We start from the raw sequence: 16739 nt of genomic DNA, 5'->3' as shown, positions 1-16739 counted from the left end.
ATGTGTTCTTGATCTATTTTTAGAAGAAGAAATAAGGTTGAGTGAGTTTAATAGTTTGTAGCAGTTAGAAATAGGATATATTGGTTGATTCGAAGGCATTAACATAAAAGTTTATTATTTTAAAATTGTTCATTAAAATTTTTGCATTTTTTCCTCTTTCATTTTATATAAATATAAACCTTCTTAAATGGATTTTTTAGATAAAAAGGACCAGTTGTGGTCCTTTTTCTTTCTATTAATTTTACTTTAGTTATCTTCTACCCGAACTAAAAAAATCTTCTTTTGGAATCCTCCGCGCTTAGATGCTTTTTCTTTTCGAATTCGTTCCACTTCGTCGATAGAAGACCCATGATAACCTGCTAGAGCATGGATGATTTCTAGAATATCAGCTAGTTCCTCTAAAGCATCCTCATTATTCTCCGTGTTCATATATTCTTCAAGCTCTTCGAGACTTTTCTTCTTTAGTTCGGTTATGTATTCTTCATCGGAAAGAATGCTAGTTGTATATTTTTTACCTGACTGTTCAATGATGGCAGGGATTTTATCTCGGACTAGTTTGTTGTATGTAGGCATTATTAGCACTCCTATATTAAATGTGTAAAATAAAAACACACTGTATTTATGGCTAAAATTCAATAAATAAGATATGATAACTGATAAACTAATTTATAATATACCTTTCCGGTCCTTTAAAAACTTCTTTCACATGCCAATGTATGTAGGATTGACTAGGCTGGTAGATAGTTTCAATTGGTTCACCTATCTCATTGCCATGAAATCTCATCAACCACTCTTCAAACCCTTGGCTCCCATGTGCATCTTGGGAAACTATCATTCTTCTTTCATTATTAATAGTAAATACACCGCGGTCAAAAAGTTTATGATGTAGCGAACATAATGCAATACCATTTTCTTCGACATCGGGTCCACCAGCTTGATGCCATTTAATATGAGCTGCCTCCACCCCCACTAATGTATGGGCTAACCTAACATTAAAACCACAAACGGCACAACTATAGCCATATGCTCGAAGTATTCTCTCACGGAATTTTGAATCTCTTTTTCTTCGCTTACTAGATGTAAAGTCTAAGTCTAAACCTACAGCTGCTAAAATATCCTCGTGGATACTACTCGGAAAGTGTTGATCTAATATGATCTGCGCCAAGTTTGGGATATGCTCCTTATTTTTCGATAGGAAGTTAAACACCTCCAAAGTAAATCCACCTGAAACTTCTTCATTTAAAAGGTTCCGATTGTTCGGGTTGGATAAATTGACTTCTTTACTAAGTTCCCATATACCATCTCTAGTAAGACGTACAAACGGCTCTTCTGGATGATAACTTTTACGAAGTGGACCAAAGTCTACTAGAAGTTGCTTTAAATCTTTACTAACTTGTTCATATTTCAGGAACCTCGAAGTACTTTTTTGTAATTGCCCCATCGCGTACAAAATTAATAACGGTTTATGCGGAGCTCTTTGACTCCCCTTTTTCCATATCGTTAAATTTTGGAATGTTTCCGTAAGATCATTTAGGTTCATGATTTCCCCCTGGTTAAGCTAAATTGTAATTTTAATTATAGGAGAAAAATGGAAGGAAATAAACATTATTTAAAAATACTCAATATAAATGTTATTATTAATAGGAGAATTTAGAGATAGATAGGAGAATCATATGAAAAAGAAAGTAAAAGTAGTTGCGGCTGTAATTGAAAACGAACTAGGAGAAGTTCTTTGTGCTTTAAGATCCCCACAAATGGCTCTACCAAACTTATGGGAGTTCCCAGGTGGTAAAGTAGAAAAAGATGAGGACATATATACTGCTTTAAAAAGAGAAATTCAAGAGGAACTGCATTGTACGATTGAAACTTACGACTTACATAATGACCATACGCATGAGTATGAAACTTTTATTATTAATTTAATCGCTATTAAAGCAAAAGTTGTGGAAGGCACACCAGTCCCGACGGAGCACTCTAAGCTTATATGGTTAAAGAAAGAGAACTTACCTTCGTTAGTTTGGGCACCGGCTGATATACCGGCAGTCGAGTTATTAGTTAATGAAAAATAGTCTTCTCATAATGAGAAGACTATACTTTTTTAGTGAATTCTACATATAGGTTTGCAGGAACTTCGTTTTCTAACTGTAAAATTACTGTAATAGGTTTTTCTCCTTCATACTCAATTGTATTGCCTTTACCGATATAAATAAACGGCTCCGTTTTTCCATCTATTTCTCGATACTTTCGAACAAATAAATGAAGATTAATTCCTCTATCCTTATTAAAGATTATGTTCTTTCCTCTGTCCGAACTTTGTGCTGTACTGTTCTGAGATTGCCATTGAAAAGTGTTTCGATCAATAAACTTATCCTTGTAGTTGATACTCTCTTTTATATCTTCCTCTTTATGAAGGTCTATGAATAAGAAGTACTCCTTATCATTCGCTAAGAGGCCTGATCCTCTAAAGGAGCTATGAGTTTTACGATAGTTAGACAATAGAGCAGGATCCATCATAGTATACTGTTCATACAGCTTTAGATGTGGCACTCCGTAATTACCGGACTTATATTCTTTTTCATAACGGAAAATCCCGTAATCGATTACATCCTTTATATACTTATAGAAGTCATCGTTACTTAAAACCCGATTAAACTCTTTGGTCTTAAAAGCGTGATCTCCCATAAAAGAAATTAATTTTAACTTAGTCCTAATTTGACCACTATCATAATAATCTTGATTTAACACTTCAAATGCATGTTTTACACTATCATCGTCAACATCATTTACATGCTTCAATATTTCGTTTTTAGCCTCTGCCAAGGTAATTCTTTCATGACTTAAGAGGAATTTTAAGATAACAAATTCGTAAATACGCTTGATAGGTAATTTACTAGAAAGTTCTTTGAGTGCACTTTCGAACTGCTCGTCCAGCAGTAGCCCTTTTAACTTATCATCCTTCTCTACTTTGGCAACAAACTGCAAATATGATCTTTCTTTATCAATAAATTTAATTGGATCTGGTGCACCATCAAACTTTAAATAATCGAGTAAGTAATATGGAATTCTCCCTTGGTTCAACTTCTTAAACTCAAAATACTCTTCTCTTAAATATTTCATTGAGTTGAAGTTTTCCCTATCTATTTGTTCAAGTATTCGCTCTTTAGAAATCTCATCCATTTGAATATGAGTAGCACCTGGTATATTTGCAAAACCAGTAGAGATTGCTACCTTTAAGCTTTCCTTGTCATAATATCTACTCCCATTAAGAGCAATGGCAATAAGAAATACTTTACTATGGTTCCCTATAAAGTCTAGGACAGTTAGAAACTCTTTACTTCCATGTTTACGTAATCCCCTTCCAAGCTGCTGAATAAATACAATCGGAGAATTAGTTGGTCTTAGCATAAGTACAGAGTTCACAGATGGTATGTCTACACCTTCGTTAAAAATATCCACCGAAAAGATTACTTCCAGTTCATCTTCGTCATCTTCCAGCCTCTGAATAAAGTGAGATCTCTGTTCAACTGAGTGACCACCGTGTAAACAAATACTTTTGTAGCCTCTTTTATTAAATTCATCCGCCATAAATTCAGCATGTTCTATACTGGCACAAAAGCCTAAACACTTTCGTTTTTGACCATCGTGTCCGTAAAAGTCCATTTTCTCTATGATGAAATCAACACGTTCATTTACTTTTAATCGCTTAGTAATTTCCGCAACATTATCTATATCCACATCACTAAGGTCGATCCCTTCAATATCCGTAATTCCAAAATAGTGGAAAGGGATAATTAATTCGTCCTCCAACGCTTCATGCAACCTAACTTCTATAGCCACATTGTTATCAAACAAATCAAAGACATTCATGCTATCACTGCGCTCAGGTGTTGCAGTCATACCTAAAGTGAACTTCGGAGTAAAGTAGTCCATAACAGTTTGGTAGGAAGGACTTGTCGCATGGTGAGCCTCATCATAAATGATGTAATCAAACTCATCCCTTCTAAATTCATTGTAACACCTTGAAATTGTTTGGATTGTCGAAAAAATATAATCCGCACGCTTGTCCTTAGAATTTCCAGTTAATAAACCGAATGTTACTTTTTCATTAGGTAATAGAGTTTCGAACGTTTCTTTTGCTTTCTTTAAAATTTCCTCTCGATGAACAATGAATAATAGTCTTTTCGGTTTAAACGATTTTACATCAAAAGCTGACATATACGTCTTTCCAGTACCGGTTGCCGCTATAACTAATGCTCTATTTTCACCGTAAGCTCTTAGTCTATCTAAGCTTTCAATAGCTCGCTTTTGCATTCGGTTTGGTGTAATATATGTTCCTCTTTCAAACACTTTTTGCGCAGTGAAAGAATGATTCTTTACACTTAATAAAAAGCTCTCATATTCTTGTAAAAACTCTTCACTCGCTTCTTCACTTATATCCCAGAGATGATTGTACTCCTTAACCACCTCTTTAACGAACTCAGAGGCTTCCTTTGAAACAACTTCCACATTCCACTCAATATTACTTTTCAATGCACTTTGAGTAATGTTAGCGGAACCTATAATTACTTTGTATTCATTTTCATATTCAAATATATAGACCTTTGTATGAAAACCTTTTTCTGTAACTGCATTAAATACTTTAAGGTCAATGTTAGAGAATTCCTTTATCTTCTCTAATGCCTTCACTTCTGTAAAATTTAGGTACGTAGAAGTTATTACTTTTCCTTTTACTCCTCTTTCACCAGCTTCCTTTAGCGGATCTAACAAAAGCTGCAAACCACTAAAGTTAATAAAGGCAACACTAAAGTAAAAGCTTTTACATTCCTTTAAAGAGCTAATTAACTCGTTGAGTAAGTTGCCGCTATCGGAATTGACAATCAATCTCTTATCGTTATCCATGTTAAAACTCCTTTTTCTCCACTTTGCTTTAATATTTGTTCTTTTTTATCTATTATTTCTCTTAAACACTTATATTCAACTTTTGTCCATTGCTATTAGATAAGGTAAATATCTTTATATGGTCTACCATTGTATCTTTTACTACTATATCTCCTAAAAAGAGCATCCCTTCTACAATTCCAGTATTTCTATCCTTAAGATATTGTCCATCTCTTCCTTTTATTAATTCCATATACTCGACTAGTTCTCTTAATCCAGTAATAGCATAATCAGCTTTTTTTGTATCTTTTACCTCTCCGATAATAACTTTATGTAGCTGACCGGTTAACTTAGAATATTTCTCAACGATGATATCCGGCCTCCCACGCCAAAAAGTAGTAGAATCAAATCCTCGGCCCAGGCTCTGTTTAGCGAGTTGAAGGGCTGTCCCCATTGCTGCTATTTTTTTTTCAATGAAAGGGTGTTCCACAGCGGATATCTCTTCTGTTGAAATATTAAATGTTATGTTGGGTGAACCAGCAGAATCATGATAAATTTGATATACATATTCATCGGTTTCCCAACTTGCAACTAAGTTATTTTTTCCATTTATGAGATGTAGTTGAGCATTTTTTGCGCTTGCCTTAATAATTTGGATTGTCCAGTATAGTTCAAACAAAACCTCTTCCTTTTCTGGAAAAATAAAAGTTTCCATTAAAAGTGATTGTAATACTTCCCTATCATACCTTGCTTTCATTATTTCTCTATAATCAAGTAATAGCTTCGCTGCCTTACGATATAAAGAATTTCTATGTGTCATTGCTTTCTGTATCATTCTCGTCGTTACTTTACCTTCATCGACTTTTAATAAATAGACATTTTTACGATAGACTTCACTTACAATAAACTTTAATTCTCTCCACTCTTTAAAATAGCTATGCTTCTCCAGATTTGATGTATCTATCTTCTGGTATAACACTGTATATATTGTACAGATCAACTCTTTCAACACAATGTTTTCTACTATATTGTAGTTTTTTACTGATTCATTACATAAAAAAATTGTTCTATCCCTATGATTTATCTTAATACGTTCTGTTATCGTTTTTTCCCAATTAATACTTCCTCGAACTTCCCCCTGAAAAGTTATATTTTCTTCTGTAGTAGACGTTTTAAATCTCCGAAGAAGTATAGGTAGTCCTCGAACGAACTGTTTCACTTCGGGTTTTAGCAAAAAGTGAATCATTAATAATTCATCCAACTGAGAGACATTTAATTCCGCTTTTTTAATAAACGAATTAATGCCAACTCTGCCTGCTTTTAAATAGGTAATTAAATAATCACTTACCTCCTCAACTAATTCCGTTCTTTTCATCATCTACTCCTTTATTTGAAAAAAGTCAAAAGCAAAGGTAATTAACTGTTGTCGATCAACTTCTTTGATTTCTCCAACTTTATTAATAAAATCTATAATTTCATGGTCCATTAACCCCTCAAACTGTGGCATTACATAAAGAATAATAGCTGATGTAAAATCTCCATCTTCTTGCGTAAATTTGGCTAAATCCTCAACAATTGCAGGACCAATTTGTCTAATTTCATTAATAAGTTTCCACGTTTGTACTAATGAGTCAAGAAATCTATAGGTCTCGATATGCCAGTAGGTAAGGTAGGATGAAACTAATTCGTTCGTAATGTTCTTAGGAACGCCAACAGGTATAAAGGCAAAACGACGCATAAATGCATAGCTCATTTCATATAAGGAGGCTTTATCAAAAGTATTCATCGTTCCGATTAGACGCCAATCGTTAGGGATGATATACTCATTATCATTTTTGATGAACGTTTCCTCTTCTCTTTCTGATCGTATTACTATAGGTGTCCCGTTATCCGTGTTAAACGGGAGTACTATATCATCACCTGTTAAGGCAGAGAAAAGCGATCCGAAAGCTTTATCAATATCAGCTCGATTCATTTCATCGATAATTAACCATTTATTTTTTTGTTGGTGTGTAACCTTATTCTTAAAACAAGATAGAAAAAGACCAGACTTAAAAGAAAGTGTACCATCAACTTCTGGACGATATCCCCCAATTGTTTCATATGTAGACCAATCTGATGTAGCAGTTGTCATTTGAAAATCTACTCCGAAACTGCGACAAATTTCCTTTGCCAGTTTAGATTTTCCAGTTCCCGGTGGACCTGTTAATATAATATTTTTCCCATTTCTAAGTGCGGTTTGTACCTGCTTAATAATTAGCTGCTTATCTTCAAAATGTAGTCCTTTTATCTCTATTGGCAAAGAAAAATCAACGTGAGGTAATTCTTCCTCTTCTTCCATTAATTCAGTTTCCTCTAGAGCAAGGATTGCCTCAAATTCATTTTCAGTGAGTTCAAAAAGACTTCCTTGTGCTCCATTTTTCACTGGTGAAGCATCTTTAAGTTCCTCGACATTAATAATCTGGGACCAAGTTATAGCCTTTACATCGCGAATGTAACGGAAAGATACTCCTTCAACTGGCTCAGGAAAACCTTCTTCCGTTTCAACATGAAGACCTTCAACAACTTCTCCTAAAGCTACAATTTCTTTACGAGGAGTCGACTCATAGAAAAGTATCTTATCTTTTGGTTGCGCAGATTCGAATGCATTGAAAACCCTTCTTTTATTTCCTTTTTCATTATAGGCCGTGTAAAATACAGTTTCCCCGTTCTTAATACGACTAACATCCCATATAGATGGATTTGCTGTCAGCCAATAGTAACGCACCTTTTCCTCACCTTCTACATTTAGTAGATTAATCCCATTGTTTAGGATTTCTTCCCTATCGTCGTGATTAAATATAGCTGCCTCCAACTGCTCGTTGTTATAAACACGATAACTAGAACGCACATGATTTTTGAATAGAACTCTTATATAAGATAGAGTTTCTAAATAGTTTTCCTTTATAGTTGAAGACAATGACTTCACATCATTAATAGGAAAAACATAACTACTTACTTTTCTATCCATTCCTTTTCTAGAAAAAGTATGGTCTGGATTCAAATTGGTGATCTCATCTGTTTGGGTTAGAGTTAAATTGACTGTTGTACCAATTTCTCTGTCATAATAGAAACCTAAAACAAGCCAACTGCAAAAATTCACATGAATAGCCTTTCGATTTTTCCTATAAGTAACGGACAGTCTTTCATCACCGGGGGCACTAACATCCAACCTTGTTAGCATGTCATGAATAAAATTAAACGCCCAAACCGCATCATTATGATTTGTAAAGACACTTGAGTTTCCAACTAGCTGTTCTAAATTACTTATTTTTGCTCCATGCTTTGTCACCTGTTGATCAGTACCTTTATATACAATAGTAAAACCTCTTTTACTTAAAAAATTATTGGATTCATATCCTCCACCAAAGTGAATAAGTTCATACCCATTCCTAATTTCATTAGCAAAACGTAAAACTTCTTTAGGTGGGTATCTATTCTCTTTATACAATAATTCATACTTAGTAGATTGTTTTACACTCTCTACTCCTAGCCGATCTATTTCTTCTATTGCTTTTAAAATATCTTCTTCCGTAATATTATTTGGTATTGCCATATCCCCGATCCTTTCAGAAAAAATCCTCTAGTATAATTACTTTAATCAGCAACATATTTTTTACTACTTCTATATTATTATACCTTATTATGGAAAAAGAGTAGACCTTTAGCCTACTCTTCTATATGTTCACTTTATATTCTTAAGTTTGGCTATATGATAATCTAGATTACTTTTACGATTCGACTGTGTTGTTCTAAGGTTAAATTCCATTTTTCTAAGGCTTGCTGTATGTTTTTCATCGATCCCATCAAGCTTAATTGATTCATTGTTTAATAATGATAATAATTCCGCTTCAGAAGACTCTAAATCAACATCAATTAAAGAATCACCTGTAAATTTATAAGCTCGAATTTCAAACTTATAACTTTGAAATTCTCCCATAATATAAGTTGTCTTATATCCTAAATTTGTTTTGCTAGGGAAAGAGTTTCCAGGTTCATTTTTATTATAGGTAAATTCTAAACCGTCCCCTTCAAAATATTCTATATTTAACTCTTGAGATTTCTGATTATTCCTAGTTATAGCAATAATAACTTCATAAGGGTATTTATTCTGTAATGCATATAATACATCACTATTACTAGGACAACACCAATCAGAAAAATACTCATTATACGGATGACTATGATATGTACCTACAAATGTAGAAGTTGAAAATAGTTTTCTAGATGCTTTTAAGGCATTGTCTACTTTCTTATTTGTAAGAATGGAAGATTTCGTTCTCTTTTCAACACTTCCAACAGGAAAGATATAGTCACATTCTGTTTGTAGCCCATTATTTATCCCAAACAATAGGCCTGATGATTCAAAATGCACTTTATTTACATTCTCCGGAAAATATTGAATTGCATCTAATATTAATGTTGAAAATGTATTGTTAATCAGTTCAAAGTAATTTGTATTTTCCACTTAGACACCCCGTTTATATACATAAGTATTTATTAGATTACTAGATTTTATCAAATCAAAGCTTTTAGCCAAATGCTTCCCAACCATCTCTTCCACTTCTTCCGTAGTTAACATATCTAAAATCATCGCTCCCCCGACGACATTTAAATATTTGTTAGCTTGTACAAAGTGGTCACGTTTAATTGCTACACCGCTTTCTTCTAACTTCACTAATGTTCGGATGATCCCCTTCGTGATGTTTCGGTTTGATGTGAAGTTGCTAGAGAAAAAGACGACTGCACGTGCTGAGAAGTCTTTTCTGCAGAAGAAGTCTGTTAGCCAATAAGGATTCGTTTCGTTCGTTTCGTCGTATGTCATATAGCCTACCCACCAAAGACGAGCTAGTATGTGTACGAAAAGAGAACGTTTATTGCCGTTTTTAAAGAAGATGGACGTGTTGATTCGTTTGTCATTTTTGCCTTCGATGTCCTTTTTTAACCGGTAAAACGTGAAATCTCTTAATTGTAAATGAGCGAGTCCTGCCCACAATCTTTCTTGTGTTGCTTGCGTAATCGTTAAATGTTTAAGAGAATCATAGATGACTTTTACATTTTCGCGGTCACTAATGGCGTAATCTTCACTCAAGTTGAAGGTAGGTATTTCAAATGGAATGCTTGACTCAATGACTCTTTCTTCTTGTCGAAAATACTCATCAAACCACTGGTGGTTCGTGTTATAGTAATGTTCTTTGTAGGAATCATAGTTTCCACGTAAGTCCACTAAAGTATCGTCTGTAATAAACTTCAGTTTCATGTTAGACCTCCTTTCTATCAAGCTTTTCAATTTCTTCAAAGCTAGATTTAAGTGGCTTTCTTAATACAAGTTGAGCCGCTTTTAATGGAGATAGCGTGTCTGATCCGACATCTTCTAGACGAAGGTTATTTTCTTCAAAAATTTTCTCCATCACCTGATACCAAGTGTATTGCTCTAGGTCTTCTGTTCCAGTCCCTATTTTTGAAAACACATATACAAGCGCTGGTACGATTACTGTCGATAAAATCGTATTTTTCAAAAGGGAGTTTGCGCTCATCGCATATTGATTGTATTCGTATTCTGGTAAATAAATCGTAATGTTATCATGCTGAATCTCGACATCCATAAACTCATTCTTTTGATGCTTCGATACAGTGATAATAGAAGGTAAGTTTAACAACTCTGTATTGTCATCAATTAAAGTCGTTTCAATCGCATCGCCAATTCCGAGGATGTTCCCTTTTTCAAAAGAAATTTGGATACCTGTATACCAATCACTTAATCGATCATTCGTATAATCCGTAATCGCCTCTTTCGCAATAATAAAAGAGTGAATGGCGATTTTCCCACGTAATGCATTTGTTGGAATAGCCACTTCTAACGTTTCTCTACTAGTTTCGTACGCCTGTCGGAAACTAGTTTGACCACACTCTACATGGATCATAAAAACAGCTGCTGCTTCCTCTATTAATCTTTTAATTCCTGGATTATCTAGAGAAAATTTCGCGATTATATGGAGTTCCCCGAACGACTCGTTTACAGAAATGTTCGTATGATAGCTTGACTTCTTATAATCCTCATTGTTCATATATAACACTGGATATGGATATGACGTATTAATCTTCATACAGCTCCACCTCCATCACACAATAATCGGAATAGTCGATTTCTACGTCCACTACAAACGATTTTTTCGCAGGAATAGATTGTAAGTAAATTGAATTAGCTGTGCATTTGTCGACGATTACATTGCCATCATCTGTTGCTGCATTTACTATTGGTAAATCAAAATCACTTTGTTCGCCGATTACTTTAAATGCAAGTCGGCCGTTCGGTAACGCTTTGTTAGAAGAAATAATAAATCGGTACTTCCCATTGTTTTTGTCAATAGAGACGTACTTATGAGACATCGCAATCGGTTTACTACTAGGCTTTCTTTCTCGCTGCTTATCAGCATCACCTGTTGTATTCGGATCCAATTCGTTCATTCCACCAGGGTCAGAAGTACCAGCACCGTCGTTTCCTCCACCACTATGAGAACCAGTGCCGTTTCCACCTTCGTCACCAGTTGGAGTAATACCGTATTCTCCTTCTAATTGCTGTTCTAAATCTTCCGTAATATCTATTCCTTTAGATTTTGCTTTCTTCTTTTTCTTCGTCTCTTCTTTTACTTCTTTCGTGACAAAATGTTTTATTTTTGCATTCAACGACTCTGTTTTATTAATTCCTGTTGAATCTAGTAAACTTTTATTTGGTAAAAAGTCACTTAAACCAACTGCATCCATACTGTCGGTTATCTTCTCTTGAAAATATTCTTTCACGGAATCCCTTATAAACTTACGTAAGTCTGCATAGATTTTCTTCGCAAGCTTCGGATCCTTTTCGTAACGATCTGGAGACCATTCATTATGTGCCGGATTTTCCATCTGTTTGAAAATATTATTCATATTGGAGCCCGTAATCATTAATAGTCCAGTAAACAAAATACTACCACTAATACCTTTTTGTTCAAAGATTCGCATACCAGTTTTACGCGTCATAAGCACTCGTCTGTTGAGGTCATCACCGTTAATTAAATATAGGTTAGCTTCCCCTTCTGCAAAGTTAACACCGTACTTATATTTCTTTTCTGGATAAGGGACTTTCAATACTTTTTCTGAGATTAATAATTGAAAATAGTTTTTCAGATGTTGGTTTTCTTCGTTATCTTCTAGATCGAAAATTAACGATTGAATGTTTTGGTCGTTTATCTCGAATCCATTAATCTTCACTACGAGTTTTTGATTGTGAATCGTAATGAAGAAATTATACAGTACGGATTTAATGATTTCTTGTTCCCATTCTTCAACTGGGTCAAAGGCTGTTACATAAATGTCTGTACCAGTTTCTGCTCTATTGAAACTTGGGTCTAAGGAAATTAGTTCCGGTATAGCTAACGAGTTTTCGTCATATGTAAAATAACCATTTCCTAACGTCGTTTGTCCATTTTCTTTAAGGAACGACATAATATTTGCCACACCAATGTGAGAGGAATAGCCTGTCATATCAAGGGACGAATAAAACAATGTTCTTAGATTAGAATTTAGGAATGGGGCTGACTTCCCAATTCCAAAACTTCCACCAGAACTTTCTCCTTTATTAGAAGATCCTGCCTCCTTCACTAGAGAACTCCAAGGAGAACCAAGCTCTCCCTCTTTCGCCCCTTCTAGTCCTTTCGTATTAAAGTCACTGATTCTTAGCATATTAATTTGCTTTTGGTCAATAATCTGTAAAGCGTTCGCAATAAAATCCTCACTCTTTTTATTACGACCTCTCCACGTCTCTCTACATTGCAGAAACACTTGCTTCAATTGCTCTCGTTCCGGAAAACGATTCATCTCCGCTACAAACCTATTAAACTCAACCACCACCGGTTGACTACTATCCTTCACCGCATCTAAGGAATTTTGACAAATTTCACGCGTTAGTGAGTCTAGTGCATTGCCTCTAAATGTTTCAAGTCCAGCATTATTAATGGAGTTAATCATTCCACCTTTAGATGCTGGGAAGTGCCAGAATTTGTTCATGGGTGACCTCCAGGTTTATAGTGATATATAAACTTCTATTTTAGTATTATGGAACTAGTTGTTTGATAAGTTATGTTAGTATTTTACCATAATTGTGGGAATTTGGGCGGGAAGGGGGATTTTTGTCGAGGGAATTGGTTTTGGGATGAGAAAAAGCAGAGTGCCTTTGGTGGTACTCTGCTGGGTGATACTGGTGGTCGGGGTCGATATATGTTAATAGGTGTTGTTTTAATAAGTTTTTTAGAAAAGAGTGTGTAAAATTCGTGTAAGTAAAATGATTCAGATATCTAATACAGGTAAGTAGTTTCATCTTTTTTTCAATTTTTCCCCATCATTTGCTAGCCTTCGTTGAAATCGCCCTTAATTGTTTAACAAAAGAACTCAAGCTATTTTGAAATGTAGAGGAAAGGGTTTAGTCGTGTCGTTCTTGCTGGTAGAGAATATGCGATTATTGATTGCCAGCAAGGACTCTCTTTATTAACAATTTTGATTATATACCACAACAACGATTGATTGTATTAGTCAATAGTAACTATTCCTTAATCCCCAAATTTTTTGAAGTTTTCTGCTTGTTCCATAACTTTCTCAAACACTTCTTCGTCCCATTCAGGAGGATAACCATTTTTATAAAGTAAAACAGTTAGGTCCATATTCATTTGATTCTTTATATCATCACGAGTAGACCAGTCCGCAAATTGTGCTTTATCATCAACAAGATCTTTAATTTTCTTTGCAAGAACAAGACACTTATCATTGGCATAAGGAAAACCATGGTCGTCACGTACCTTAACAAGAATATCGAAAAATGCTTTTTCTTCATACGTAATACCTAGTCCCTCAAAAGATGTTCTGTCTGTTTGTAAATCTTTAAATATCTTCAAAAGTTCTTCAGACAAATCATTAACAAATTCTGATACAACTTCACTTGTGAATACAAGCTTATCTCTACTATTATAAGCTTCAACAACCTTCTTTAGTCGCTCATCAAACTCAACTGCTTTAACTTTATTTGTACGACCATAACTATTAATTGCTTTTCTTAGTAACTTCAATAAAGCATTAAACTTTGAAATTGGTAATTTTATTGTATTCATCTGTTTAATAAACTCTTCACTGAACAAATCTACTGATTTATTCTCATCAACGATATTTTCTATACCCGTACAAGCAATTGCATTTTTCACCATTTCTTCTACAACTCGGTTCATAACTTCGGCATCAGGTGCATTACCTTTCGTTTGCTTATAAATGATAGAGCGTATAGCAAGAAAGAACTGTGATTTTGCTGTTTCTTCATCAGTAAGTTCGCCTGTTGGGAAGCAGATTACATAAGCTCCTTTCAAGCGTCGAGACAGCCCCATGAACCGTGTCTCTAACTCTTTGCTGGTCTGCACATATTCTGCTGCCATATTTAAACGCATTAAACGTTCCAATGGTTCACCATAATAAAAATTGGATGCATTAAATCCTGTTAACAAATCATCTATTAGAGATAAATGATTACGAAAAACAGATAGAGAAATCTTGATTTCGTCAATTGGGCTTTCTTGTGGTGATCCATATTTTTTCACTGCTTCCAGCATATCATCTTTAATTCCAATGTAATCAACAACAATACCCTTTTCTTTGCCCTCAAACACACGGTTAACACGGGAAATTGTTTGAACTAGGGTATGCTTCTGCAATGGCTTATCAATATACATTGCAGCGAGAGATGGTACATCAAAACCTGTAATCCACATATCTACAACAATAGCAATTTTAAAATTAGAATCGTTATTCTTAAACTGCTTATCAAGTTTTTTTCTATATTCTTTAGTACCACATAGATCAAAAAGATCTTTTTCATCATTTTCACCTTGGGTAGCAACAAGATTGATTTTTGGTAAAGGAATTAATTTATCAAGTTGTTCTTCTTTAAGAACGCTTTCATCTTCTGCTTTTCGCTTTTCGCCCCAATCAGGTCTAACAGCAAGAATTTCCTTCAACAAACGAAACGCAAGCGTTCTATCTGCACATACAATCATTGCTTTTTGAACAATTTCCGGCCTTTCTTCACATAATGCTTCATAATGCTTTACAATATCATTGGCCAACCTTTTTAACCTATCTGGATGGCCAAGGATTTTTGTCATTTTGCTCATAGCACGCTGACTTTCCTCAATCTGTTCCTGATTCGAACCTTCTTCGGAACACTTATTATAATATCTCTGTATTTCTTTCGCTTGTTCATCAGATAAAATAACACGCGCAAGTCTTGGTTCATAAGCTATACGAACAGTGATACCATCATCACTTGATTCTTTCATAGTATAGCTATCAACTACGTCACCAAATACCGCAATTGTTTCATCTATAGGCGTTCCGGTAAATCCACAATACGTTGCATTGGGGAAGCTATCACGAAGATATTTAGCAAAACCAAAGGTAGTAAAAACACCTTTATCAGTTTTTTTCAATTTTGCTCCCACACCAGTCTGTGTCCTATGCGCTTCATCCGAAATGCAAATAATATTATTACGATTGGATAATAATCCTGTATTCTCACAGAATTTCTGTATAGTAGTAATGTAAACACCACCACTAGGCTTATCCCTCAATGTGTCCATTAAATCCTTACGAGTTTCAATACTTCGCACATCGTATTCATGTAGATATTTCTTAGCAGTAACAAAAAGTTCCGAAGTCTGTGTATCTAAATCTTCTCGGTCAGCAATAATTACGATAGTAGGATTATTAAAGGCATCTCTATCACGGAGAGTAATCAAACGAGAAAGAAATAGCATGGTGTAAGTTTTGCCACAACCAGTTGCTCCGAAATACGTACCACCTTTACCATCTCCATCTGGACGCAAATGAGCCTTAACATTATCAAGCATTTTTAACGCCCCAAAAAACTGGGGGTATCGGCAAACAATAGCTTCATACTTCTTACTATCGTCAGGATAGAATACAAAGTCCCTTAGTAATTGTATAACTCGGTCTCTAGCAAATGCACCTTTTATCATAGTTAGTAATGAACTAATACCATTAGATACTTTATCTAAATCATTCGCTTTATTCCATGCATAATAATATTCATATGGTGTAAATATACTACCCATTTTTGTATTAGCACCATCACTAATGACTGATAAAAAACAGTACTTCATTAATTTAGGAACATCACGACAGTATCGAATAGTAATCTGTTCCCATGCATCATATACTGTTGTATCCTCTGAAATAGCTGATTTAAATTCACATATGGCAACTGGAATACCATTAATAAAAACAAGTAAATCGGGACGACGCAAACGTTCACCTTGTACTGAATATTGATTCACGACTTTAAAGATATTATTGCTTGGTTCTCCAAAATCAATAAAATCAACATGCAAAGCAACCTTTTTAGCATCGTCACGTACTAAATCAAAGCCCTCAGTTACTAGCCAAAACGTCTCTCTGTTTCCGATATACAGAGGTGAAGATTGAATCAGACTAATCCTATTAATAATTTTTTCTAATTCATTTTCTGTTAAGTTTTCAGATCGATAACGTTTAATAATAAAATCCCTAAGATCATCCAACAACAATATATCCTCATATCTTCTGTGAATATCCTCACCGTTGATATAGGTGTAATTCTGCTGTTCAAAAAGAGTTATAATAGCTTTTTCAAGCTCTTCTTCGGTAAATTTCCCTTTTTCAAAGATGTAATCCACACAAATTCCCCCTTTTTCAATAAAGGTACTGAATAGCCAAGGCAATCAACATAAACAACGAATAAAAAAGTA

General features: G+C 34.6%; 11 protein-coding genes. 1 reads left to right on the top strand and 10 read right to left on the bottom strand.

Annotation, left to right across the window (positions count from 1 at the left end; all coding sequences use genetic code 11):
- Nucleotides 1-246 precede the first annotated feature (246 nt).
- Together BC6307_RS07250 and BC6307_RS07245 are read right to left on the bottom strand one after the other, a co-directional pair.
- A complete protein-coding gene (locus BC6307_RS07250) occupies nucleotides 247-573 on the bottom strand; it encodes a nucleoside triphosphate pyrophosphohydrolase (protein WP_066411191.1) in 327 nt (108 codons plus the stop codon).
- An 88-nt stretch (nucleotides 574-661) separates the two neighbouring features.
- The gene (locus BC6307_RS07245) at nucleotides 662-1540 is read right to left on the bottom strand and encodes a phosphorothioated DNA-binding restriction endonuclease (protein ID WP_066411193.1); all 879 of its coding nucleotides are present in this window, start codon (nucleotides 1538-1540) and stop codon (nucleotides 662-664) included.
- Between the two features lie 133 nt (nucleotides 1541-1673).
- On the opposite strand from BC6307_RS07245, the gene BC6307_RS07240 reads away from it, so the two are divergent.
- Nucleotides 1674-2069: a (deoxy)nucleoside triphosphate pyrophosphohydrolase gene (locus BC6307_RS07240; RefSeq protein WP_066411194.1), complete on the top strand. Its 396-nt coding sequence runs from the start codon at nucleotides 1674-1676 to the stop codon at nucleotides 2067-2069.
- A gap of 19 nt (nucleotides 2070-2088) precedes the next feature.
- Here BC6307_RS07240 and BC6307_RS07235 read toward each other — a convergent pair whose 3' ends face one another.
- The 8 genes from BC6307_RS07235 to BC6307_RS07190 all read right to left on the bottom strand — a co-directional run bounded on the left by BC6307_RS07235 (nucleotide 2089) and on the right by BC6307_RS07190 (nucleotide 16667).
- Nucleotides 2089-4899 carry a DEAD/DEAH box helicase gene (locus BC6307_RS07235; protein WP_084380106.1) on the bottom strand — a complete coding sequence of 937 codons (2811 nt, stop codon included), beginning with the start codon at nucleotides 4897-4899 and terminating at the stop codon, nucleotides 2089-2091.
- A 61-nt stretch (nucleotides 4900-4960) separates the two neighbouring features.
- Complete coding sequence (locus BC6307_RS07230) at nucleotides 4961-6256, bottom strand: hypothetical protein (protein ID WP_157076573.1); 1296 nt, start codon at nucleotides 6254-6256, stop codon at nucleotides 4961-4963.
- The gene (locus BC6307_RS07225; RefSeq protein WP_066411206.1) at nucleotides 6257-8473 is read right to left on the bottom strand and encodes an AAA family ATPase; all 2217 of its coding nucleotides are present in this window, start codon (nucleotides 8471-8473) and stop codon (nucleotides 6257-6259) included.
- Nucleotides 8474-8602: 129 nt separating this feature from the next.
- The gene (locus BC6307_RS07220; RefSeq protein ID WP_066411209.1) at nucleotides 8603-9385 is read right to left on the bottom strand and encodes a hypothetical protein; all 783 of its coding nucleotides are present in this window, start codon (nucleotides 9383-9385) and stop codon (nucleotides 8603-8605) included.
- Nucleotides 9386-10177, bottom strand: coding sequence for a DUF6339 family protein (locus BC6307_RS25225; RefSeq protein WP_220096666.1), 792 nt, complete (start codon nucleotides 10175-10177; stop codon nucleotides 9386-9388). It lies immediately after the preceding gene.
- 1 nt (nucleotide 10178) lies between these two features.
- Nucleotides 10179-11024 (bottom strand): hypothetical protein, encoded by an 846-nt coding sequence (locus BC6307_RS07205; RefSeq protein ID WP_066411210.1) that lies wholly within the window; start codon nucleotides 11022-11024, stop codon nucleotides 10179-10181.
- Nucleotides 11014-12963 carry a hypothetical protein gene (locus BC6307_RS07200; protein WP_066411212.1) on the bottom strand — a complete coding sequence of 650 codons (1950 nt, stop codon included), beginning with the start codon at nucleotides 12961-12963 and terminating at the stop codon, nucleotides 11014-11016. Before BC6307_RS07200 ends, BC6307_RS07205 begins: the two co-directional genes overlap by 11 nt.
- A 539-nt stretch (nucleotides 12964-13502) precedes the next feature.
- Entirely contained in the window at nucleotides 13503-16667 is a 3165-nt protein-coding gene (locus BC6307_RS07190) for a type I restriction endonuclease subunit R (protein WP_066411217.1), read from the bottom strand.
- Between the last annotated feature and the right edge of the window lie 72 nt (nucleotides 16668-16739).

It is taken from the genome of Sutcliffiella cohnii (assembly GCF_002250055.1).
Classification (GTDB): Bacteria; Bacillota; Bacilli; order Bacillales; family Bacillaceae_I; genus Sutcliffiella; species Sutcliffiella cohnii.
Note: the sequence above shows the minus strand (reverse complement) of the source record. Positions and strands in the feature narration are given on the sequence as shown.